Origin of the sequence: Pseudomonas sp. VI4.1 (assembly GCF_002029345.1) — a bacterium.
Classification (GTDB): Bacteria; Pseudomonadota; Gammaproteobacteria; order Pseudomonadales; family Pseudomonadaceae; genus Aquipseudomonas.
Genome location: NZ_MULM01000127.1, coordinates 18477 through 40282 on the forward strand (window position 1 = coordinate 18477; position 21806 = coordinate 40282).

Here is a 21806-nt window from a genome sequence, read left to right on the forward strand (position 1 = left end):
CTTGCCTACACGTAAGAGATATTTGCGCTGAACTAAGTTTCAGCAACGCCTGCAAATTTCTCACGCAATTTGTCTAGAGCACGTTTGTAACGCATTTTTGTCGCACTCAAACCCATGTGCATGATGTCTGCGATCTCCTGAAATTCCAGCTCTGCGACAAATCGTAGCACCAGAATTTCTCGGTCGATCGGATTCACATACACTAACCAGCGATCAAGTCCACCCTTTTCCTCGGGTTTCGGCGCCTTCTCTTCAGACGCTTCCTCGAGGGGGTCCAGACTCAAAGCGTCCATCAAGCGACGCTTTCGCCGTTCTTTCCGATACTGCGTGATGCATTCGTTGTACGTGATGCTATATAGCCATGTCTTGAACTTCGATTTGCCCTCGAAGTTCTTCAACCCATACAACACCTTCAACATCACTTCCTGACAGACATCGTCTGCGTCGCGATCGTTCCCAAGATACCGTGCACAGACGTTAAATAATGTTCTCTGGTAACGCCGCATCAGTTCTTCATAGGCGCGCGTTACGTGAAACAGCTCGGTGTGCGAGCGCGCGACCAACTCCTCATCAGAGAGCTCGCGGGGGTCGTAGCGCGTGGAGAGCGATTGAGCTTTATTCAAAACAAGTCAGGGCCGACAGTCAGGTCAATGTCCGCCGCGGCCCTTGCGGGCTTTCAGCGGCGGCATACATTAGCAGGGTTTGCCGGGTTAGCGGCTACTCACATGCTGCTCCAGGAGGATCCGATTGGAGAGAGAGACTAGCTCACCCTCATCGGTCAGCAATGTGGTTTTAACCGTGCCGATCTCTTCGATCTGACCTTCGACCTCGCCAACGCTCACTTGTTGCCCAACCTGATACAACTCACGCACATAGATTCCCGCAAGAATCTGCCCGGCAATTTCCCGGCTTCCCAGTCCCATGGCCAGCGCAACCGCCAGACCAACGGTAATCAAAACGATCACAATCACATGGTTGAGCAGGTCAGTCTTGACCTCCAACTGGCTGATCGCGACCGAAATACTGATGATAATCACCAGGCCTTGGGCAATTCGCCCCAGGCCGGCAGCGTAATCCAGTCCTACACCCTCTGCCGCTCCACGCACCAGCCCATTGGCCAATTGCGCCAGCAACACACCCACAAGCAGCACCAGCGCCGCACCGAATACCTTTGGCAAATATAGCGCAAGCATATCCAGCGTAGCTGAAACTCGCTCAAGTCCAAGTGACTCTGCCGCAGAAACCAGAAAAATCAGCAGAACGAACCAGTAGACGATCTTCCCGATCAGGGTCGAGATCGGCACTTGCAGACCGGCCCTGGACAGCAATTTGGTCAGGCCGGTGCCGCCCATCAGACGATCGAGTCCCAGCTTGGCGAGCAACTTGGACAACAAAGTGTCCAAAAGTTTCGCAACGACGAAACCCAATAGCAAAACAACCAGTGCACCGAACAGGTTCGGGATGAAATTCGCAACCTTGGTCCATAACGCAGTCATTGCAGTGACGAGGCTCTGAGTCCAGAGATCAAGTTCCATATTCAATCAGCCTTATCTGCAGTGCGAGCGGTAGGTTTACGGTGACGGGAGACCGGCGAGACATGGGCCGATCCGTTATTCAGGGCGATCATCAGCGCGGGCAGCCAGCGGCCCAGCAGGCCGAACAGATCACCGGCACCGACCTGGCGGTTGGCGGTTTTCAGTACACGGCCAAGGCACGCATCGTCGTCCCGGGTAGACGGTGACGCCTTGAGCATGTCACGCAAAGACTGTTCGAACGGATCGTGCATACGCACCTCTCGTGATGTCTGTGAAAAGACGCGATCAAATTTGCCCGGGTCACATGGCGCACCGTCAGACCCAGCGCAAACGTCGGAATAACCACCACTGCCCCAGTGCCACCGAGAGCATCAGCGCACAGGCGACGAGGAAGCCATAGGGGCTTTCGGAGAAGGGAATTCCGCCGACGTTGATCCCCAGCAGACCAGTCAGAAAACTCATCGGCAAAAAGATCCCGGTGATGATCCCGAAGCGGTACATCGTGCGGTTCATGCGCACGCTCAAACGTCTATCTTCGGCCTCGAGGACCAGCCCCACCCGCTCCCGGGTCAATTCCAGCTCCTCGAGATAGCGGGTCAGGCTGTTGTTCAATTCGTTCCAGTAATCACCATCGTCCTCGACGAACCAGGGCAGTTTTATCCGCGTCAGCTGACCGAAAATATCCCGTTGCGGAGCGAGAAAGCGCTTCAGCGCTGCGGCCCTGCGACGGATCTGCAAAATGGCTCCATGCTCGGGGGTATACCGTTCGTCGGCGTCCAGCTTTTCTTCTTCCTCATCGACCACTTCCGAGAGGCAGCTGACCAGATCCTGCACCTTGTTGGTGAGGTACTGAGCCATATAAAGGATGAGTTCGGAGGCGGTTTTCGGCCCTTTGCCTTCGGCGAGCTGGACCAGCAGTTCGTCGGTGGCACGCAATGGACGCAAGCGCAGGGAAATGATCCGCTGGGCCGAGGCGAAGATCCGCACCGACACCATGTCTTCCGGCTCGGCCCCGGGATTGAGGTTGACCCCACGCAAAAACAGCAGCAGTTCGAAGTCCGGCAGCGGCAAAAGACGCGGCCGGGTGTTCTCTTCGAGCAGCAGGTCACAGCTGAATTCGCTCAGGCCGCTGGATTTACGCAGCCAGGTCCGGGTTTGCGGGTGGCTGCGATCCCAGTGCAGCCACAGGCTTTCATGAGCCCGCAGCTGCAAGTCATCGAGTTCAGTCCGGGCTATCGAACGCGCACCGCCTTTACCGTCCAGCACCAGGGCATGTACCAGCCCCCATTGCGCGTTTTCTTCCTCGAACATCCTCACTCCTTTGTGGGTACGCCAGCTTATTCGGGCATTTCAAGCGGGCTTGGCGAGATGATCACGCCGTTGTTGTCCGCATAAATGTAATGGCCCGGATGGAACGTCACGCCCGCAAAGGTCACGGCCACGTTGAGATCGCCGATACCGCGCTTGTCGGTCTTCATCGGGTGACTGGCCAAGGCCTGAACCCCCAATTCGGTTTGCGCGATGACATCGACGTCGCGGATGCAACCGTAGATCAGCAGCCCTTCCCAGCCGTTTTTCGCGGCTTTCTCGGCCAGCAAGTCGCCCAACAGTGCGCGGCGCAGGGAGCCGCCGCCATCGACTACCAATACCTTGCCGTCACCCTTGAGCTCGACCTGCTCCTTGACCAGCGAGTTGTCTTCGAAGCACTTGATGGTCACGATTTCGCCGCCGAAGGAGTCATGGCCGCCGAAGTTGCTGAACATCGGTTCCAGCACCTGCACCAGCTCCGGATAGGCGTCGCACAGGTCAGGCGTGAGGTAATGTTTCATCGAGAAACTCCTGTAAAGAGGAAGGCAAGCATGAACATCACTGAGGGCAGATCAATCGAAAATGACCGAAACAACTCAACGCGTCATATCTTAGCCGCAAGCCGATGAGAGCGAAATGCCCTTGTTAGAGCATCAGGCCTGGATCGCAGTGGCAAAATCCGATTTTTCGCCCAGCAAAGGTGTGCGCTGATCCGCCAGCCAGCGTGCCACCAATGGCCAGACTTCGGTCTGGGCCGCTTTGCTGACGAGCATTTCCACGTGACCGAAATTATCGCCAAAGCCCTGTTCGCGACCCAGGGTGATGAATTGTTTGAGCTCGGACCCCAGCTGATCGAACAGCTTACGGCAGGCCCAGGCGGGATCCTGATGGTCACCCGTGGCACTCACGGCCAGCACTGGCAACTGGACGTCGGCCAGTCCGGCCCACCAATCCTTGTCGGCATCGCCAAAACGGCCGAACAGGCCATACCAGCGCATGCTTTCCAGGGCCAGGCCGATCGGTTCGTCTTCCGGGCCGCGCTTGAGCCGCGAGCCGGACAGCTGGGCGAAACGCTTGAGAATAAAGCGCCCGCTCCACTCCACCGGCGGAAATTTCAATGGCCAGTAGGTTCGGCTGACCTGTGTACCGAAAAATGCCGCAGAAGCCACGACTGATTCGCCGATGTACTCGCCGCCCAATGCCGCGGCCAGTGTGATGCCGCCGAGGGAGTGACCGATCCAGTGCGGGACCTGGTCGCTTTGCTCGCGCACAAAGGCGCCAATGGCAGGCAGATCGTATCGAGCGTAGTCGGCAACGCGGTTATTACGATAGTTCTGGTTGCGCTGGGACAAGCCATGGCCGCGCATTTCCGCGATCCACACATCGAAGCCCTGGCGCGCCAGATAGGCGCCCAGACCCAAGCCCTTTGGGGAAAACCAGAACCGTCGATTGGAAAAGCTGCCGTGCAACAGAATCACCGGCACGCCACGCACGGCGGGCTCGTCGGCCATGCCGAGACGTGTCACAGCCAGTTCGACGGTGCCGTCGGGGCTGTTGCCAGGTTTCAAACGATAGACGTCTTCGCTCAGATCACCGCGTCGTTCGGCGCTGATCAGGGCGACAGGAAATAGGTGGCTGCTGCTTTGCATAATGCTCTTGCACAAAAAAGGGCGGCTTCCAGAGGAGCCCGCCCTACTTGAAATCTTAAAGCCCCGGCCGACAAACCGGGGCTTCATTCTGTAGGAGCGAGCTTGCTCGCGATGGGCTTCAGGACGACGCGTCTATCCAGCAGAGGCGCGTTATCGTTAGCGTCCATCGCGAGCAAGCTTGCTCCTACAACAACATCATCATCAAGCCTGAGCTTGACCTTCAGCCAGGAAGAACCAGGTTTCCAGCACGGAATCGGGGTTCAACGAAACGCTTTCAATGCCCTGTTCCATCAGCCATTTGGCCAGGTCAGGGTGGTCCGAAGGGCCCTGACCGCAGATGCCGATGTACTTGCCAGCCTTGTTACAGGCCTGAATCGCGTTGGCCAGCAGCTTCTTGACCGCCGGATTACGCTCGTCGAACAGGTGCGCGATGATCCCGGAGTCACGGTCCAGGCCCAGGGTCAGCTGGGTCAGGTCGTTGGAGCCGATGGAGAAACCGTCGAAGAACTCGAGGAATTCTTCCGCCAGGATCGCGTTGGACGGCAGTTCGCACATCATGATGATGCGCAGACCATTCTCGCCGCGAGCCAGGCCATTTTCGGCCAACAGATCGATCACTTGGCTGGCTTCGCCCAGTGTACGGACGAACGGCACCATGATTTCAACGTTGGTCAGGCCCATCTCGTTGCGCACGCGCTTGAGCGCGCGACACTCGAGTTCGAAGCAGTCACGGAACGCTTCGCTGATGTAACGCGAAGCACCGCGGAAGCCCAGCATCGGGTTTTCTTCTTCCGGTTCGTAGAGCTTGCCGCCGATCAGGTTGGCGTATTCGTTGGACTTGAAGTCCGACAGGCGCACGATGACCTTTTTCGGGGTGAACGCGGCGGCCAGGGTGCTGATGCCTTCAACCAGTTTGTCGACATAGAAGCCAACCGGGTCGTCGTAACCGGCGATGCGCTTGTCGACGCTGTCCTTGATGTCCTGCGGCAGGCCGTCGTAGTTCAACAGCGCTTTAGGGTGCACGCCGATCATGCGGTTGATGATGAATTCCAGGCGGGCCAGGCCCACACCGGCGTTCGGCAGTTGCGCGAAGTCGAAGGCGCGGTCCGGGTTGCCGACGTTCATCATGATCTTGAACGGCAGATCCGGCATGGCATCCACGGAGTTTTTCTTGATGTCGAAGCCCAGTTCGCCTTCGAAGATGTAACCGGTGTCGCCTTCAGCGCAGGAAACGGTCACGCCCTGGCCGTCTTGCAACAGCTGGGTGGCGTTGCCGCAACCGACCACGGCCGGGATGCCCAGCTCGCGAGCGATGATCGCTGCGTGGCAGGTACGGCCGCCACGGTTGGTGACGATGGCGCTGGCGCGCTTCATGACCGGTTCCCAGTCCGGGTCGGTCATGTCGGAGACCAGCACGTCGCCTGGCTGGACCTTGTCCATCTCGGACACGTCCTTGATGATGCGGACCTTGCCGGCGCCGATGCGCTGGCCGATGGCGCGACCTTCCACCAGCACGGTGCCGGTTTCTTTCAACAGGTAGCGTTCCATGACGTTGGCCGAGGTACGGCTCTTCACGGTTTCAGGACGGGCCTGAACGATGTAGAGCTTGCCGTCGTCGCCGTCTTTGGCCCATTCGATGTCCATCGGGCACTTGTAGTGCTTCTCGATGATCATCGCTTGCTTGGCCAGTTCGCTGACTTCGGCATCGCTCAGGCAGAAACGGGCGCGATCGGCCTTGTCGACGTCGATGGTCTTGACCGATTTACCGGCCGTGGCGACTTCGCCGTAGATCATCTTGATGGCCTTGCTGCCCAGGTTGCGACGCAGGATGGCCGGACGACCGGCAGCCAGCGTGCCTTTGTGGACATAGAACTCATCCGGGTTCACCGCGCCTTGTACGACGGTTTCACCCAGGCCGTAGGCGCCGGTGATGAACACCACGTCACGAAAGCCCGATTCGGTATCGAGGGTGAACATCACCCCGGCGGTGCCGGTTTCGGAGCGGACCATGCGCTGCACGCCGGCCGACAGGGCTACCAGCTTGTGGTCGAAGCCCTGGTGGACGCGGTAGGAAATGGCGCGGTCGTTGAACAAAGAGGCAAACACCTCCTTGGCGGCGCGAATGACGTTTTCGACGCCACGGATGTTCAGGAAGGTTTCCTGCTGACCGGCGAAGGAAGCGTCCGGCAGGTCTTCAGCGGTAGCCGAAGAGCGCACGGCCACGGCCATGTCAGGGTTGCCGGCCGACAGCGTGGCGAACGCGGTGCGGATTTCGGCGTTGAGCTTCTCGGGGAATTCGGCTTCCATGATCCATTGGCGGATCTGCGCACCGGTCTTGGCCAGGGCGTTCACATCTTCGACGTCCAGCGCATCGAGCGCGGCATGGATCTGATCGTTCAGGCCGCTCAGCTCAAGAAAATCACGATAAGCCTGAGCTGTCGTGGCGAAGCCACCGGGCACCGATACACCGGCACCGGCCAGGTTACTGATCATCTCGCCCAGGGATGCGTTCTTGCCCCCTACGTGCTCCACATCATGGACGCCGAGCTTATCGAGGGAAACTACGTACTCTACCAAGGTGATCTCTCCACTAACTGTGTTGGATAAGCTCAGAAGCCGGCTGCTCCAGGGAGCGTTTGCCAGCTGTATGGCCTGGACCTGGAAAATAAGTGAGAATGCGGGCCACTGGCGGCCGGCAAATCGCGCCTATCATATCCAAGAATGAACATTAGCTTAAGGCCCAAGGTGCAAATGAAACGATCTGCCTTCTTTATTTCCGACGGTACCGGCATCACAGCGGAAACCCTCGGCCAAAGCCTTCTGGCGCAGTTCGAAAACATTACCTTCAGCAAATTCACGCGACCGTACATCGACAACGCGGATAAAGCGCGGGCCATGGTACAACAAATCAACAAAGCCGCCGAAAACGACGGCTTCCGGCCGATCATCTTCGACACCATCGTCAATCAGGACATCCGTGAGATCCTCGCAACGTCCAATGGTTTCATGATCGACATTTTCTCGACCTTTCTGGCGCCTCTTGAACAGGAATTGACCGAGCATTCTTCCTACACCGTCGGCAAGTCCCACTCCATCGGCAGCAATTCCAATTACATGGAGCGGATCGAGGCGGTGAACTTTGCCCTGGACAACGACGATGGCGCCCGTACCCACTATTACGACAAGGCCGACCTGATCCTGGTGGGCGTGTCCCGTTGCGGCAAAACCCCGACCTGCCTGTACATGGCCATGCAATTCGGCATCCGCGCGGCCAACTACCCGCTGACCGAAGACGACATGGAGCGCCTGCAACTGCCGACGGCCCTGCGCACCCACCAGCACAAGCTGTTCGGCCTGACCATCGACCCGGACCGCCTCACCGCGATCCGCCACGAGCGCAAGCCCAACAGCCGCTATTCGAGCTATGCCCAGTGCGAGTTCGAAGTGCGCGAGGTGGAGAACCTGTTCCGCCGCGAGAACATCCCGCACATCAACTCCACGCATTTCTCCGTCGAGGAAATTTCGGCGAAGATTCTGGTGGAAAAAGGGGTTGAGCGGCGGTTCAAGTAATTTTTTAGCGCCTGCCCGGCCGCCATAGCCGTAGGAGCCAGGCTCCTACGGGGATGGCGTCAGATCACGAATAAATCGACGAACCGGTTCACCGGTGTGGCCTCCAGCTTCGCCTGGTCCTTGCATAGTGCAAAGATCTCGGCGCTGCGCTGCACCGTAAACCGCGTCGCCAGGTTCGCCTTGAACTTGTCCTCGAGCAGCGGGATGCCGTCGGCACGGCGCCGACGATGGCCGATCGGGTACTCGACCACCACGTTTTCGGTGCTCGAACCGTCCTTGAAAAACACCTGCACCGCATTGGCGATGGAGCGTTTATCGGCTTCCAGGTATTCGCGGGTGTAGCGTGGATCTTCGACGATGACCATTTTTTCGCGCAACACGTCGATGATCGGATGGGCGGCATGGAAGTCGTCTTCGTATTGCTCGGCCACCAGATTGCCGAACGCCAACGGCACGGCTGTCATGTACTGGATGCAGTGATCACGGTCGGCGGCATTGGCCAGCGGGCCGACCTTGGAGATGATGCGGATCGCCGATTCGTGGGTGGTGATGACGATCCTGTCGATTTCGTGCAGGCGATTCCTGACTTGCGGATGCAGGGTCACCGCCGCTTCGCAGGCGGTTTGCGCGTGGAATTCGGCGGGGAAGCTGATTTTAAACAGCACGTTTTCCATCACGTAGCTGCCGAATGACCGGGAGAAACTGAAAATCCGCTGGTCTTCTGGCTTGAGCGCCAGATCGTTGTTGGTGTGGCTGAACAATACGTCGTAAAAGCCCCACTGCCTGGCGGTCAACACGCCTGGGATCCCCATTTCACCGCGCATCGCGATGTCCGCCAGGCGCACGCCACGGCTGGATGCATCGCCCGCCGCCCAGGATTTTCGCGACCCGGCATTCGGTGCATGCCGATAAGTACGCAACGCCTGGCCATCGGCAAAAGCGTGGGACAACGCCGCCAGCAACTGCTCGCGATTGGCCCCCATGAGTTTGGCGGTGACGGCGGTCGAGGCGACTTTCACCAGGATGACGTGATCCAGTCCTACGCGATTGAAGGAGTTTTCCAGCGCGATGATGCCCTGGATCTCATGGGCCATGATCATGGCTTCAAGCACCGCGCGAACGGTCAGCGGTGCGTCGCCATTGGCCACGCGCTTTTGCGACAGGTGGTCCGCCACCGCGAGAATGCCACCCAGGTTATCGGACGGATGGCCCCATTCGGCGGCGAGCCAGGTGTCGTTGTAGTCGAGCCAGCGGACGATGCAACCGATGTCCCAGGCCGCCTTGACTGGATCGAGACGGTAGCTGGTGCCCGGCACGCGGGCGCCGAAAGGCACGACTGTGCCTTCGACGATAGGGCCCAGGTGTTTGGTGCATTCGGGGAAGCGCAGGGCCAGCAGGCCGCAGCCGAGGGTGTCCATCAGGCAGTTGCGGGCGGTGTCCAGGGCTTCTCTGGATTCGATGTTGAAGGTCAGGACGTAATCGGCGATGTCCTGCAGAACCCTGTCGTAGTCGGGGCGGTTGTTCAGGTCGACGTTGGCGCTCATGTTCGATTCACTCTTGAAGTGGTTCGTTGATGGGACCTCGGTTCAGGTTTCAATCTCAGCCGGTCGCTACTTTCTTATTGTGAAATGCAATCCCCTGTAGGAGCTGGCTTGCCAGCGAAGAATTCGAAAGCGCCGCGTTTTATCAGGAACCACGCGTTTTCGTTAACGACCTTCGCTGCAAGCCAGCTCCTACAGGGGGGGTTGTGTCGGTTAGAAGGAATCACCCGGCACGCGGACGTAGCCTTCCATCAATACCCGCGCGCTGCGGCTCATGATGGCCTTGTTCACGGTCCATTCACCGTTTACCAGGCTGGCCTCCGCGCCCACCCGCAGGGTGCCGGACGGATGGCCGAAGCGCACAGCGTTGCGTTCGATACCGCCCGCGGCGAGGTTCACCAGGGTGCCGGAGATCGCTGCAGCCGTACCGATCGCCACGGCCGCCGTGCCCATCATCGCGTGGTGCAGCTTGCCCATGGACAGTGCGCGCACCAGCAGGTCGACATCGCCCGCCGCAATCGCCTTGCCGCTGGACGCCACGTAGTCGGCCGGTTTGGCCACAAAGGCGACCTTGGGCGTGTGCTGACGCTTGGCCGCTTCGTCCAGATCCTTGATCAAGCCCATGCGCAACGCGCCGTGAGCCCGAATGGTCTCGAACATCAGCAGGGCTTTCGGGTCGCCGTTGATCGCGCCTTGCAACTCGGTGCCGGTGTAGCCGATGTCTTCGGCATTGACGAAGATGGTCGGGATGCCGGCATTGATCATGGTCGCCTTGAAGGTCCCGACCCCGGGCACTTCCAGGTCATCCACCAGGTTGCCGGTGGGGAACATCGAACCGCCGCCGCCCTCTTCTTCCGCCGCCGGGTCCATGAATTCGACTTGCACTTCGGCGGCCGGGAAGGTCACGCCGTCGAGTTCGAAATCACCGGTTTCCTGCACTTCACCGTTGGTGATCGGCACATGGGCGATGATGGTCTTGCCGATGTTGGCCTGCCACACACGAACCACGGCCACGCCGTTGTGCGGGATGCGGCTGGAATCCACCAGGCCGTTGCTGATGGCAAACGAACCGACCGCCGCCGACAGGTTGCCGCAGTTGCCGCTCCAGTCGACGAACGGCTTGTCGATGGAGACCTGGCCGAACAGGTAATCGACGTCGTGATCGGCCTTGATGCTTTTCGACAGGATCACGGTTTTGCTGGTGCTGGAAGTCGCGCCGCCCATGCCGTCGATTTGCTTGTCGTACGGGTCGGGGCTGCCGATCACCCGCAACAACAACGCATCGCGCGCCGGGCCGGGAATCTGTGCCGCTTCGGGCAGGTCTTTCAGGCTGAAGAACACGCCTTTGCTGGTGCCGCCACGCATGTAGGTGGCGGGAATTTTGATCTGCGGTGCGAAATGAGTTGCCTGAGCCATGGTGCTCTTTACTCCTTGCTAAAACAGACACGGGACTTGAAGTCCCGTGTTTGCATGTCGCGATTTAAACGGCTACCGCCGATTCTTCGAGGAAGTCCTGGGCGAAGCGTTGCAACACGCCGCCGGCCTCGTAGATCGACACTTCTTCGGCGGTGTCGAGACGGCAGGTCACCGGCACTTCGACGCGTTCGCCATTCTTGCGGTTGATCACCAGCGTCAGCTCGGCACGCGGTGTGCGTTCGCCGATCACGTCGTAGGTTTCGCTACCGTCGATGTTCAGCGTGTGGCGGTCGGTGCCCGGCTTGAACTCCAGCGGCAACACGCCCATGCCCACCAGGTTGGTGCGGTGGATGCGTTCGAAGCTTCGGCCGCAATCGCTTCCACACCCGCCAGGCGCACGCCCTTCGCCGCCCAGTCCCGGGACGAACCCTGACCGTAGTCGGCGCCGGCGATGATGATCAGCGGCTGCTTGCGTTCCATGTAGGTTTCGATGGCTTCCCACATGCGCATCACTTGGCCTTCCGGCTCGACGCGGGCCAACGAACCCTGCTTGACCTTGCCGTTTTCCCGGACCATTTCGTTGAACAGTTTCGGGTTGGCGAAGGTGGCGCGTTGCGCGGTCAAATGGTCGCCCCTATGAGTCGCGTAGGAGTTGAAGTCTTCCTCCGGCAGGCCCATTTTCGCCAGGTATTCGCCGGCGGCGCTGTCGAGCATGATCGCGTTGGAAGGCGACAGGTGATCGGTGGTGATGTTGTCCGGCAGCACCGCCAGCGGACGCATGCCCTTGAGCGGACGCGCGCCGGCCAGTGCGCCTTCCCAGTACGGCGGACGGCGGATGTAGGTGCTCATCTCGCGCCAGTCGTACAGCGGGGTCACTTTCGGACCGGTGTCTTCGTGGATGGCGAACATCGGGATGTAGACCTGGCGGAACTGCTCCGGCTTGACCGAGGCCTTGACCACCGAGTCGATTTCTTCGTCGCTCGGCCAGATGTCTTTCAGGCGGATTTCCTTGCCATCCACCACGCCCAGCACATCTTTTTCGATGTCGAAACGGATGGTGCCGGCGATGGCGTAAGCGACCACCAGTGGCGGCGAAGCAAGGAAGGCGTTCTTGGCGTACGGGTGGATCCGGCCGTCGAAGTTGCGGTTGCCGGACAGCACAGCGGTGGCGTACAGGTCGCGGTCGATGATCTCTTGCTGGATCACCGGGTCCAGGGCGCCGGACATGCCGTTGCACGTGGTGCAGGCGAAGGCGACGATGCCGAAACCGAGTTGCTCCAGCTCGCTGGTCAGGCCGGCCTCGTCGAGGTACAGCGCAACGGTTTTCGAACCCGGCGCCAGGGACGATTTGACCCACGGCTTGCGGGTGAGGCCGAGCTTGTTGGCATTGCGCGCCAACAGGCCGGCGGCAATCACGTTGCGCGGGTTGCTGGTGTTGGTGCAACTGGTGATGGCGGCGATGATCACCGCACCGTCCGGCATCTGGCCGGGCACTTCGGTCCACTGGCCGGAGATCCCCTGGGCGGCGAGATCCGAGGTCGCGACGCGAGCATGCGGGTTGCTCGGGCCGGCCATGTTGCGCACCACCGAGGACAGGTCAAAGGTCAACCCGCGCTCGTATTGCGCGCCCTTCAGGCTGTCGGCCCACAGGCCGGTAATCTTGGCGTAGTTCTCGACCAGCTGTACCTGTTCGTCTTCGCGACCGGTGAGCTTGAGGTAGTCGATGGTTTGCTGGTCGATGTAGAACATCGCCGCGGTGGCACCGTATTCCGGGGCCATGTTGGAAATGGTCGCGCGGTCGCCGAGGGTCAGCGCCGAGGCGCCTTCGCCAAAGAACTCCAGCCACGCGCCGACGACTTTTTGCTGGCGCAGGAACTCGGTCAGCGCCAGCACCATGTCGGTGGCGGTAATGCCCGGCTGCAGCTTGCCGGTCAGTTCGACGCCAACGCTTTCCGGCAGACGCATCCACGACGCGCGGCCGAGCATCACGCTCTCGGCTTCCAGGCCACCGACGCCGATGGCGATCACGCCCAGCGCATCGACATGCGGGGTGTGGCTGTCGGTGCCGACGCAGGTATCCGGGAATGCCACGCCATCACGCACCTGGATCACCGGAGACATTTTCTCCAGGTTGATCTGGTGCATGATGCCGTTGCCCGGCGGAATCACATCGACGTTCTTGAAGGCTTTTTTGGTCCAGTTGATGAAGTGGAAGCGGTCTTCGTTGCGACGGTCTTCGATGGCGCGGTTTTTCTCGAACGCTTCCGGGTCGAAGCCACCACGTTCGACGGCCAGGGAGTGGTCGACGATCAATTGCGTCGGCACCACCGGGTTGACTTGCGCCGGGTCACCGCCTTGCAGGGCGATGGCGTCACGCAGGCCGGCGAGGTCCACCAGGGCGGTCTGGCCGAGAATGTCGTGGCACACCACGCGAGCCGGGAACCAGGGGAAATCGAGGTCGCGTTTGCGCTCGATGAATTGCTTCAGCGATTCGGTGAGCGTGGCCGGGTCACAGCGACGCACCAGGTTTTCCGCCAGCACGCGGGAGGTGTACGGCAGAGTGTCATAGGCGCCGGGCTGGATGGCCTCGACAGCCGCACGGACGTCAAAGTAATCCAGATGGCTGCCGGGCAGCGGTTTGCGGAATTCAGTGTTCATCGTCAGGGACTCGGTCACGGTGGTTACAAAGGGTGGGGCGTGGCACAGGATTTGAATTGAAACCCGCCTCCTGTAGGAGCTGGCTTGCCAGCGAAGGCGGCGTGTCAGGCGACATGAATGTCGGATGTGACGACCTCTTCGCTGCGATGCGGCGAGCCGACAAGCCAGCTCCTACAGGGGTTTCCGGTTCATTCAGCAACCAGAGCCGGTGCCCACCGGTCAGCGTTGTTCGATTGGCACGAACTTGCGCTGTTCGACGCCGGTGTACTCGGCGCTAGGGCGGATGATGCGGTTGTTGGCACGTTGCTCAAACACATGCGCCGCCCAGCCGGTCAGGCGCGAGCAAACGAATATCGGGGTGAACAACTTGGTTGGAATGCCCATGAAGTGATACGTCGACGCATGGTAGAAGTCGGCGTTCGGGAACAGTTTCTTCTGCTCCCACATGGTCTTGTCGATGGCTTCGGAAACCGGGAACAGCACCGTGTCGCCCACTTCGTCAGCGAGTTTTTTCGACCAGGCCTTGATCACCTCGTTGCGCGGATCGTTGTCCTTATAGATCGCGTGACCGAAGCCCATGATCTTGTCCTTGCGCTCGAGCATGCCGAGGGTGCCCTTGATCGCGTCCTCCGGCGAACTGAAACGTTCGATCATTTCCATCGCCGCTTCGTTGGCGCCGCCGTGCAGCGGACCGCGCAAAGTACCGATGGCCGCCGTGACGCAGGAAAACAGATCAGACAGCGTCGAGGCGCAAACCCGCGCGGCGAAGGTCGAGGCGTTGAATTCGTGTTCCGCATAGAGGATCAGCGAAACGTTCATCACCTTGACGTGCAACTCGCTCGGCTTCTTGTCGTGCAGCAGGTGCAGGAAGTGACCGCCGATGGTTTGTTCGTCGCTTACGCAGTCGATGCGCTTGCCGTCGTGGCTGAAGCGATACCAGTAGCACATGATCGCCGGGAACGCGGCCAGCAGGCGGTCGGTCTTGTCGTGTTGCTCGGAGAAGTCGTTCTCCGGTTCGATGTTGCCCAGGAACGAGCAACCGGTGCGCATTACGTCCATCGGGTGGGCGTCGGCGGGGATGCGTTCCAGCACTTCTTTCAAGGCTTGCGGCAGGTCGCGCAGCTTGCCCAGTTTGCTGATGTAGGCGGCGAGTTGCGCTTGGGTCGGCAGCTCGCCGTAAAGCAGCAGGTAGGCCACTTCTTCGAATTGGGCGTCAGCCGCCAGTTCGCGAACGTCGTAGCCACGATAGGTCAGGCCTGCGCCCGACTGGCCCACGGTGGACAGTGCGGTTTGCCCGGCAACCTGGCCACGGAGCCCGGCGCCACTGAGTACTTTTGCTTCGGCCATTGCTGTCTCCAGTTTTCTTGAATTTGTCAGGGAATCGGCAAATACCCGGATCGGGATTCACTCCGACCTTGTAGGAGCGAGCTTGCTCGCGATGGTGGATCGTGCACCCTGGTGTATCTGGGGCCACGCGTTATCGTTAACGTCCATCGCGAGCAAGCTCGCTCCTACAGGGGGTAGTTACTTCTTGGCGGCGAACAACGCATCGAGCTTCTGCTCGAAGGTGTGGTAATCGATGCGATCGTAAAGCTCCATGCGCGTCTGCATGGTGTCGATCACGTTCTGTTGCGTGCCGTCGCGGCGGATCGCGGTGTAGACGTTTTCCGCGGCCTTGTTCATCGCGCGGAAGGCCGACAGCGGGTACAGCACCAGCGACACATCGGCGCCTGCGAGCTGTTCGGTGGTGTACAGCGGCGTCGCGCCGAACTCGGTGATGTTGGCCAGGATCGGCGCTTTCACGCGGCTGGCGAACAGCTTGTACATCTCCAGTTCAGTGATGGCTTCCGGGAAGATCATATCGGCACCGGCTTCGATGCACGCTTCAGCGCGCTCCAGGGCCGATTCCAGTCCTTCCACCGCCAGGGCGTCGGTGCGGGCCATGATCACGAAGCTGTCGTCGGTACGGGCATCGACCGCGGCCTTGATGCGATCGACCATTTCCTGCAGGGACACGATCTCTTTATTAGGGCGGTGACCGCAGCGCTTGGCGCCGACCTGGTCTTCGATGTGAATCGCCGCCGCGCCGAACTTGATCATCGACTTGACGGTGCGCGCGACGTTGAACGCCGAGGAACCGAAACCGGTGTCCACGTCCACCAGCAGCGGCAGGTCGCAGACGTCGGTGATGCGACGCACATCGGTCAGCACGTCATCGAGCCCGGTTATGCCCAGGTCCGGCACGCCGAGGGAGCCGGCAGCCACCCCGCCACCGGACAGATAGATAGCCTTGAATCCGGCGCGCTTGGCCAGCAGTGCATGGTTGGCGTTGATCGCACCAACGACTTGCAGCGGATGTTCGCTGGCGACCGCATCGCGGAAACGCTGGCCTGGAGTGCTCTTGTTGGAACTCATGACTCACCTCGTTCTGTGGCTGTCGGGTTAACGCCGTCCTGGTAGTGACGGGCGATATTGCGTTTGGAGGCGCCGATGTGGCGGCGCATCAACAACTCGGCCAGCTCACCGTCACGGTCGGCAATGGCGTCGAGAATCCGGTGGTGCTCGGCAAAGGCCTGGCGTGGCCGATTGGGCGTGGTGGAAAACTGGATGCGATACATGCGCACCAGTTGATAGAGCTCGCCGCAAAGCATTTGCGTCAGGGTGCGGTTGCCGCTGCCCTGGATGATTCGGTAATGGAAGTCGAAATCGCCTTCCTGCTGGTAGTAACCGACGCCGGCCTGGAACGCCGCATCGCGCTCGTGGGTTTCGAGGACCCGGCGCAGTTCGTCGATTTCTTCAAGGGTCATGCGTTCGGCTGCCAGGCGGCAGGCCATGCCTTCGAGGGACTCGCGGATTTCGTAGAGCTCCAGCAGCTCGGCGTGGTTGAGCGACACCACCCGTGCGCCGACGTGCGGTATGCGCACCAACAGGCGCTGGCCTTCCAGGCGGTGGATCGCCTCACGCAACGGGCCGCGACTGATGCCGTAGGTGCGCGCCAGTTCCGGCTCGGAGATCTTGCTGCCCGGAGCGATTTCGCCTTTGACGATGGCCGCCTGAATGCGTCGGAAGACATTCTCGGAAAGGGTTTCCGAATCGTCCTGTGCAATGACCGGCGGATCGAGTTGATCCAGCATATTGTCGACACCTTGATAACCAATGCCGCAAAAACTAACGAATACAGGCCGTATAGTCAAAGGATAATTAGGTATTGTCGACAATCGTCTAATAACCGACTGCATTCCATCAACGCAGCCGCTCGGTTTACAGCCACCCGCCAGCGCTGGCGCCATAAAACCACCGTGCTAGAATGCCGGCCGCATTTGTTTGTGACATCTGCACGGCTTGTCATAGTTGATAGGCATACGAGGGAGCTTGCGCAGCGATGCCAGGGCCTTGAATTGAAGTATCGACCGCCGCGCCCCAGGATTTATGAGACTCAAGCCCTTCCCCGCATTCCTCTTTATGCTTTGCCTGCCCGGTTATGCCGCGGCGGGGGAAAAAACCGTGTACGGCCTCAACGAGTACGCCTCGCTGGACGGCATTAACCTGGAAGTCGCCGCCAAACTCGACACCGGAGCGAAAACCGCCTCCCTGAGTGCCCGCGACATCAAACGTTTCAAACGCAATGGCGAGTCCTGGGTGCGCTTCTACCTGGCCATCGACGCCGCCCATTCGCACCCGATCGAACGGCCGCTGGCCCGGGTCAGCAAGATCAAGCGCAGGGCCGGTGACTACGACCCGGAAGCCGGCAAGAAGTACACCGCCCGTCCGGTGATCGAGCTTGATATCTGCATGGGTTCGGCTTTACGCAGCATCGAAGTGAACTTGACCGACCGAAGCGCCTTCCAATACCCGCTCTTGATCGGCTCCGAAGCCCTGAAACGCTTCGATGCGCTGGTCGACCCCAGCCTTAAATACGCTGCTGGCAAACCCGCCTGCGCCACCGACGCACATACCGCAGAGTAATTCCAATGCGCTCTCTTACCCTCCACCTGAAATTCCTGATCGCCATCCTGGTGGTGCTGGGCATTTCAGTTACGGCCTATCAGATCTTTGTGCTCGGGATTCCCGTGACCGAAGACGCCACCGACGACTTGTGGAACATCGACGCCAAGGTCGAATTCGTCGCCAGCACCAAGGACCCGGTCAAGATCCAGATGTTCGTGCCGCCGCTGAGCCGCGATTACGTCAGCCTCAACGAGAGTTTCATCTCCAATAACTACGGCGTGGCGGTGAACCGGGTTGACGGCAACCGCAAGGTCACCTGGTCGGCGCGTCGGGCCAAGGGCAACCAGACTCTTTATTACCGCCTGGTGCTGACCAAGCGTTACAGCGGCGAAAAATTGAAGATCAAAGGCCCGACCTTCCGTGACAGCATGGTCGTGGAAGGCCCGGAAAAAATCGCCGCCGAAGCCCTGCTCGCGCCGATCCGCCAGCACTCGGCCGACGTCGAGACCTTCATTGGCGAAGCCATCAAACGCGTCAATAACGTCAACGATGACAATGTGAAGCTGCTGTTGGGCGGCGATCCGTCCGTCGGGCACAAAGCCAAAATCGTCGAACTGCTGCTGTCCATCGCCCACGTGCCGGTGGAAAAGGTCCACACCATTCGCCTGGTGGCCGACCAGCCGCAAACCCCGGAACTCTGGCTGCGCAGCTTCAACGGCACCGACTGGCTGTACTTCAACCCGGAAACCGGCGAGCAGGGCCTGCCCACCGACCGCCTGCTGTGGTGGACCGGTGACGAAAACCTGATCACCGTCGATGGCGGCAAGAAGGCCACTGTGACCTTCAGCATGAACAACAGCGAAATGAACGCCATTCGCCTGGCCAAGCTGACCGACGAAAACACCGACGCCAACTTCCTCGAATACTCGTTGTACGGCCTGCCGCTGCAAACCCAGCAGACCTTCATGATCATGGTGATGATCCCGATCGGCGTGCTGGTGATCCTGATCCTGCGCAACCTGATCGGCATCCAGACCCTGGGCACTTTCACCCCGGTGCTGATCGCCCTGGCCTTCCGCGAAACCCAGCTCGGCTTCGGCATCGTGCTGTTTACCATCATCACGGCCCTGGGCCTGTCGCTGCGCTCCTACCTTGAACACCTGAAGCTGCAGATGCTGCCGAGGCTGTCTGTGGTGCTGACCTTCGTGGTGGTGCTGATCGCGACGATCAGCCTGCTCAGCCATAAACTCGGCCTCGAACGCGGGTTGTCGGTCGCGCTGTTCCCGATGGTGATCCTGACCATGACCATCGAACGCCTGTCGATCACCTGGGAAGAACGCGGCGGCGGCCATGCCATGAAGGTGGCGATCGGTACGTTGTTCGCCGCGGCCCTGGCGCACCTGATCATGAGCGTTCCGGAGCTGGTGTACTTCGTGTTCACCTTCCCGGCGATCCTGTTGATCCTGGTGGGCTTCATGCTGGCGATGGGGCGTTATCGCGGCTACCGCCTGACCGAACTGGTGCGCTTCAAGGCCTTCCTGAAGAAGGCTGACGTCTGATGTTCGGCCTCTGGAAGACCTGGAAGGCCCTGGAAGCCCGGGGCATCATGGGCATCAATCGGCGCAACGCGGACTATGTGCTCAAGTACAACAAGCGCAGCCTGTACCCGATCGTCGATGACAAGATCATCACCAAGGAGCGCGCCATCGCCGCCGGCATCCATGTGCCGGAACTGTATGGCGTGATCTCCACCGAGAAGGAAATCGACAACCTCGACGCGATCATCGGCGGGCGCAACGACTTCGTGGTGAAACCGGCCCAGGGCGCCGGCGGTGACGGCATCCTGGTGATCGCCGACCGCTTCGAGGGGCGCTACCGCACGGTGTCCGGCAAGATCATCAGCCACGAGGAAATCGAGCACCAGATCTCCAGCATCCTGACCGGCCTTTATTCGCTGGGCGGTCATCGCGACCGGGCGCTGATCGAATACCGCGTGACCCCGGACCAGATCTTCAAGAGCATCAGCTACGAAGGCGTGCCGGACATCCGCATCATCGTGCTGATGGGCTACCCGGTCATGGCCATGCTGCGCTTGCCGACCCGTCAGTCCGGCGGCAAGGCCAACCTGCACCAGGGCGCCATCGGCGTCGGTGTGGACCTCGCCACCGGCCTGACCCTGCGCGGCACCTGGCTGAACAACATCATCACCAAGCACCCGGACACCACCAACGCGGTGGACGGCGTGCAATTGCCCTATTGGGACGGTTTCATGAAACTCGCCGCCGGCTGCTATGAGCTGTGCGGGCTGGGTTACATCGGGGTCGACATGGTGCTGGACCAGGAAAAAGGCCCGCTGATTCTTGAACTCAACGCCCGTCCCGGGTTGAACATCCAGATTGCCAATGATTGCGGCCTGACATTGCGTACCCATGCCGTTGAAGCGCGGCTTGAAGCATTGAAGGCTCGCGGGATCAGCGAAACGGTTGAGGAACGGGTTGAGTTTGTCCAAGAGATGTTCGGGCATATTCCCGGGGTCGAGGGCTGATCCAAGACCGAGTCGCACCCTTCGCTGGCAAGCCAGCTCCTACAGGGATGGCGCTGAACCTTGTAGGAGCTGGCTTGCCAGCGAAGACGGCCTCACTGCCAACACACCCACCCAACCCTGCCGCCAATCTGCCAATCCCCGACTTCCCCTCTAGGAGCAATTCCCAGAGAAGACTACAATCGCCACCCCGCCTCGATGGCTGATCCGCCCCGCCCATGTTGACCTGTTCCGTACACCCGCTCCCCTATCGCGCCAATCCCGCCGACTACTTCGCGGCGATTCGTCATGCCCCCGGTGCCGTACTGCTCGACAGTGGTCGGCCGACTGCCGATCGCGGTCGTTATGACCTGCTCAGCGCCTGGCCGCTGGAACAACTGGCCGTATTGCCTGACGAAAGCGGCAGCGATTTCCTGCAGCGCCTGCGCGACAACCTGACACGGCTGGGTGAAGCCGCGCTGCCGTTTGACTTGCCTTTCGCCGGCGGCCTGATCGGCTACCTGAGCTATGACTTCGGTCGTCACCTGGAGCATCTGCCGAGCCTGGCGCAGGACGACCTGCAATTGCCGGATGCGCGTTTCGGGCTCTATGCCTGGGCACTGATCAGCGATCACCAACTCGAGACCAGTCAGCTGGTGTTTCACCCGACGCTGATCGACAGCGAGCGACAACGGCTGATCGCCTTGTTCAGCCAGCCCGGGATCGAGCCGGTCGAGCCTTTCACACTGAAAGCACCGATGAGCGCCGACTTGAGCGCTGATGAGTATCGCCACGCGCTGGAGCGCATCCAGCACTATATCCAGGCCGGCGACTGCTATCAGGTCAACTTCGCCCAGCGCTTCCGCGCGCAATGCCAGGGCGACCCCTGGGCCGCCTACTGCGCGTTGCGCGCCGCCTGCCCGACGCCGTTTTCCGGCTTCCAGAGCCTGCCCGATGGCGGCGCGGTGTTGAGCCTGTCGCCAGAGCGTTTCGTCAAAGTCAGCGAGCGCCATGTGGAAACCCGCCCGATCAAGGGCACCCGCCCTCGCGGCCTGACCGCCGGCGAAGATGCGGCGAACGCCGCCGAACTGCTGGCCAGTCCCAAGGACGCGCGGAAAACCTGATGATCGTCGACTTGCTGCGCAACGACCTCGGCCGCACTTGCCGCATCGGCTCGGTGCGGGTGCCGGAGTTGTTCAGCCTGGAAAGCTACCCGAACGTGCATCACCTGGTGAGCAGCGTGACCGGGGAACTGGCGGATGACCGGGACGCCCTGGACCTGATCGCCGGCAGCTTCCCGGGCGGATCGATTACCGGCGCGCCGAAGATTCGGGCGATGCAGATCATCGACGAGCTGGAAGCCGACGCGTCGTGGCTTGTATTGCGGTTCGTTGCTGTACCTGGACGTGCGCGGCGAGATGGACAGCTCCATCGCCATTCGCAGCTTGCTGGTGAAGGATGGGCAGGTCTGTTGCTGGGGCGGCGGCGGGATCGTCGCCGATTCCGAGTGGCAGGCCGAGTATCAGGAATCGATTACCAAGGTGAAGGTGTTGCTCGATACCTTGCAGAATCTTTAAGAGCTTCGCCGGCAAGCCGGCTCCTACAGGTTTTGTGCCGCCCCCCAATTATGCGGTCAAACAAATAGCTGTAGGAGCCGGCT

The 21806-nt window shown here is 60.4% G+C and carries 17 protein-coding genes and 2 pseudogenes; 6 read left to right on the forward strand and 13 right to left on the reverse strand.

Annotated elements, in window-relative coordinates; genetic code table 11:
• Nucleotides 1-32 precede the first annotated feature (32 nt).
• The 7 genes from sigX to ppsA all read right to left on the reverse strand — a co-directional run bounded on the left by sigX (nucleotide 33) and on the right by ppsA (nucleotide 7069).
• Nucleotides 33-623 carry an RNA polymerase sigma factor SigX gene (gene sigX, locus BZ163_RS09125; RefSeq protein WP_064678884.1) on the reverse strand — a complete coding sequence of 197 codons (591 nt, stop codon included), beginning with the start codon at nucleotides 621-623 and terminating at the stop codon, nucleotides 33-35.
• A gap of 87 nt (nucleotides 624-710) precedes the next feature.
• Entirely contained in the window at nucleotides 711-1535 is an 825-nt protein-coding gene (locus BZ163_RS09130) for a mechanosensitive ion channel domain-containing protein (protein WP_064678885.1), read from the reverse strand.
• Between the two features lie 2 nt (nucleotides 1536-1537).
• The gene (locus tag BZ163_RS09135) at nucleotides 1538-1786 is read right to left on the reverse strand and encodes a CrfX protein (RefSeq protein WP_128870633.1); all 249 of its coding nucleotides are present in this window, start codon (nucleotides 1784-1786) and stop codon (nucleotides 1538-1540) included.
• Between the two features lie 64 nt (nucleotides 1787-1850).
• On the reverse strand, nucleotides 1851-2846 hold the full coding sequence (locus BZ163_RS09140; RefSeq protein ID WP_128870634.1) for a zinc transporter ZntB: 996 nt from the start codon (nucleotides 2844-2846) through the stop codon (nucleotides 1851-1853).
• A gap of 26 nt (nucleotides 2847-2872) precedes the next feature.
• Entirely contained in the window at nucleotides 2873-3364 is a 492-nt protein-coding gene (rraA, locus tag BZ163_RS09145) for a ribonuclease E activity regulator RraA (RefSeq protein ID WP_128870635.1), read from the reverse strand.
• A 132-nt stretch (nucleotides 3365-3496) separates the two neighbouring features.
• Nucleotides 3497-4492 (reverse strand): alpha/beta fold hydrolase, encoded by a 996-nt coding sequence (locus BZ163_RS09150; RefSeq protein WP_128870636.1) that lies wholly within the window; start codon nucleotides 4490-4492, stop codon nucleotides 3497-3499.
• A gap of 201 nt (nucleotides 4493-4693) precedes the next feature.
• Complete coding sequence (ppsA, locus tag BZ163_RS09155) at nucleotides 4694-7069, reverse strand: phosphoenolpyruvate synthase (RefSeq protein WP_128870637.1); 2376 nt, start codon at nucleotides 7067-7069, stop codon at nucleotides 4694-4696.
• Nucleotides 7070-7243: 174 nt separating this feature from the next.
• Between ppsA and BZ163_RS09160 the strand changes: the two genes are divergently transcribed.
• Nucleotides 7244-8062, forward strand: a complete 819-nt coding sequence (locus tag BZ163_RS09160) for a pyruvate, water dikinase regulatory protein (RefSeq protein WP_064678891.1) — start codon at nucleotides 7244-7246, stop codon at nucleotides 8060-8062.
• 59 nt (nucleotides 8063-8121) lie between these two features.
• Here the strand turns inward: BZ163_RS09160 and prpD are convergent, their stop codons facing one another.
• The 6 genes and pseudogenes from prpD to BZ163_RS09190 all read right to left on the reverse strand — a co-directional run bounded on the left by prpD (nucleotide 8122) and on the right by BZ163_RS09190 (nucleotide 16808).
• Nucleotides 8122-9606: a 2-methylcitrate dehydratase gene (prpD, locus tag BZ163_RS09165; RefSeq protein WP_128870638.1), complete on the reverse strand. Its 1485-nt coding sequence runs from the start codon at nucleotides 9604-9606 to the stop codon at nucleotides 8122-8124.
• 210 nt (nucleotides 9607-9816) lie between these two features.
• The gene (gene prpF, locus BZ163_RS09170; protein ID WP_128870639.1) at nucleotides 9817-11019 is read right to left on the reverse strand and encodes a 2-methylaconitate cis-trans isomerase PrpF; all 1203 of its coding nucleotides are present in this window, start codon (nucleotides 11017-11019) and stop codon (nucleotides 9817-9819) included.
• A gap of 64 nt (nucleotides 11020-11083) precedes the next feature.
• Nucleotides 11084-13677: pseudogene (acnD, locus tag BZ163_RS09175) on the reverse strand (Fe/S-dependent 2-methylisocitrate dehydratase AcnD).
• A 219-nt stretch (nucleotides 13678-13896) separates the two neighbouring features.
• A complete protein-coding gene (gene prpC, locus BZ163_RS09180; RefSeq protein WP_128870640.1) occupies nucleotides 13897-15024 on the reverse strand; it encodes a 2-methylcitrate synthase in 1128 nt (375 codons plus the stop codon).
• Between the two features lie 177 nt (nucleotides 15025-15201).
• Nucleotides 15202-16092 (reverse strand): methylisocitrate lyase, encoded by an 891-nt coding sequence (prpB, locus tag BZ163_RS09185; RefSeq protein ID WP_064678896.1) that lies wholly within the window; start codon nucleotides 16090-16092, stop codon nucleotides 15202-15204.
• Nucleotides 16089-16808: a GntR family transcriptional regulator gene (locus BZ163_RS09190; RefSeq protein ID WP_178084770.1), complete on the reverse strand. Its 720-nt coding sequence runs from the start codon at nucleotides 16806-16808 to the stop codon at nucleotides 16089-16091. The genes prpB and BZ163_RS09190 overlap by 4 nt, the downstream gene beginning before the upstream one ends.
• A 298-nt stretch (nucleotides 16809-17106) precedes the next feature.
• Between BZ163_RS09190 and BZ163_RS09195 the strand changes: the two genes are divergently transcribed.
• From BZ163_RS09195 to BZ163_RS35505, 5 genes and pseudogenes are all read left to right on the forward strand, one after another.
• On the forward strand, nucleotides 17107-17643 hold the full coding sequence (locus BZ163_RS09195) for an ATP-dependent zinc protease (protein WP_128870642.1): 537 nt from the start codon (nucleotides 17107-17109) through the stop codon (nucleotides 17641-17643).
• 5 nt (nucleotides 17644-17648) lie between these two features.
• Nucleotides 17649-19184, forward strand: coding sequence for an inactive transglutaminase family protein (locus BZ163_RS09200; protein WP_128870643.1), 1536 nt, complete (start codon nucleotides 17649-17651; stop codon nucleotides 19182-19184).
• The gene (locus BZ163_RS09205; RefSeq protein WP_128870644.1) at nucleotides 19184-20170 is read left to right on the forward strand and encodes an alpha-L-glutamate ligase-like protein; all 987 of its coding nucleotides are present in this window, start codon (nucleotides 19184-19186) and stop codon (nucleotides 20168-20170) included. Before BZ163_RS09200 ends, BZ163_RS09205 begins: the two co-directional genes overlap by 1 nt.
• A gap of 215 nt (nucleotides 20171-20385) precedes the next feature.
• Nucleotides 20386-21443: pseudogene (locus tag BZ163_RS09210) on the forward strand (anthranilate synthase component I family protein); the annotation flags it as partial.
• A 121-nt stretch (nucleotides 21444-21564) separates the two neighbouring features.
• The gene (locus BZ163_RS35505) at nucleotides 21565-21723 is read left to right on the forward strand and encodes a chorismate-binding protein (RefSeq protein ID WP_256578977.1); all 159 of its coding nucleotides are present in this window, start codon (nucleotides 21565-21567) and stop codon (nucleotides 21721-21723) included.
• Nucleotides 21724-21806: the final 83 nt, after the last annotated feature.

Bases quoted from the DNA above. Each gene is read 5' to 3' on its own strand.
- BZ163_RS09150 (WP_128870636.1), bottom strand. From the start codon at position 4,492: ATGCAAAGCAGCAGCCACCTATTTCCTGTCGCCCTGATCAGCGCCGAA.
- BZ163_RS09130 (WP_064678885.1), bottom strand. From the start codon at position 1,535: ATGGAACTTGATCTCTGGACTCAGAGCCTCGTCACTGCAATGACTGCG.
- BZ163_RS09205 (WP_128870644.1), top strand. From the start codon at position 19,184: ATGTTCGGCCTCTGGAAGACCTGGAAGGCCCTGGAAGCCCGGGGCATC.
- BZ163_RS09140 (WP_128870634.1), bottom strand. From the start codon at position 2,846: ATGTTCGAGGAAGAAAACGCGCAATGGGGGCTGGTACATGCCCTGGTG.
- prpC (WP_128870640.1), bottom strand. From the start codon at position 15,024: ATGGCCGAAGCAAAAGTACTCAGTGGCGCCGGGCTCCGTGGCCAGGTT.
- BZ163_RS09195 (WP_128870642.1), top strand. From the start codon at position 17,107: ATGAGACTCAAGCCCTTCCCCGCATTCCTCTTTATGCTTTGCCTGCCC.
- BZ163_RS35505 (WP_256578977.1), top strand. From the start codon at position 21,565: ATGGACAGCTCCATCGCCATTCGCAGCTTGCTGGTGAAGGATGGGCAG.
- prpD (WP_128870638.1), bottom strand. From the start codon at position 9,606: ATGAGCGCCAACGTCGACCTGAACAACCGCCCCGACTACGACAGGGTT.
- BZ163_RS09200 (WP_128870643.1), top strand. From the start codon at position 17,649: ATGCGCTCTCTTACCCTCCACCTGAAATTCCTGATCGCCATCCTGGTG.
- BZ163_RS09135 (WP_128870633.1), bottom strand. From the start codon at position 1,786: ATGCACGATCCGTTCGAACAGTCTTTGCGTGACATGCTCAAGGCGTCA.
- rraA (WP_128870635.1), bottom strand. From the start codon at position 3,364: ATGAAACATTACCTCACGCCTGACCTGTGCGACGCCTATCCGGAGCTG.
- BZ163_RS09160 (WP_064678891.1), top strand. From the start codon at position 7,244: ATGAAACGATCTGCCTTCTTTATTTCCGACGGTACCGGCATCACAGCG.
- prpB (WP_064678896.1), bottom strand. From the start codon at position 16,092: ATGAGTTCCAACAAGAGCACTCCAGGCCAGCGTTTCCGCGATGCGGTC.
- prpF (WP_128870639.1), bottom strand. From the start codon at position 11,019: ATGGCTCAGGCAACTCATTTCGCACCGCAGATCAAAATTCCCGCCACC.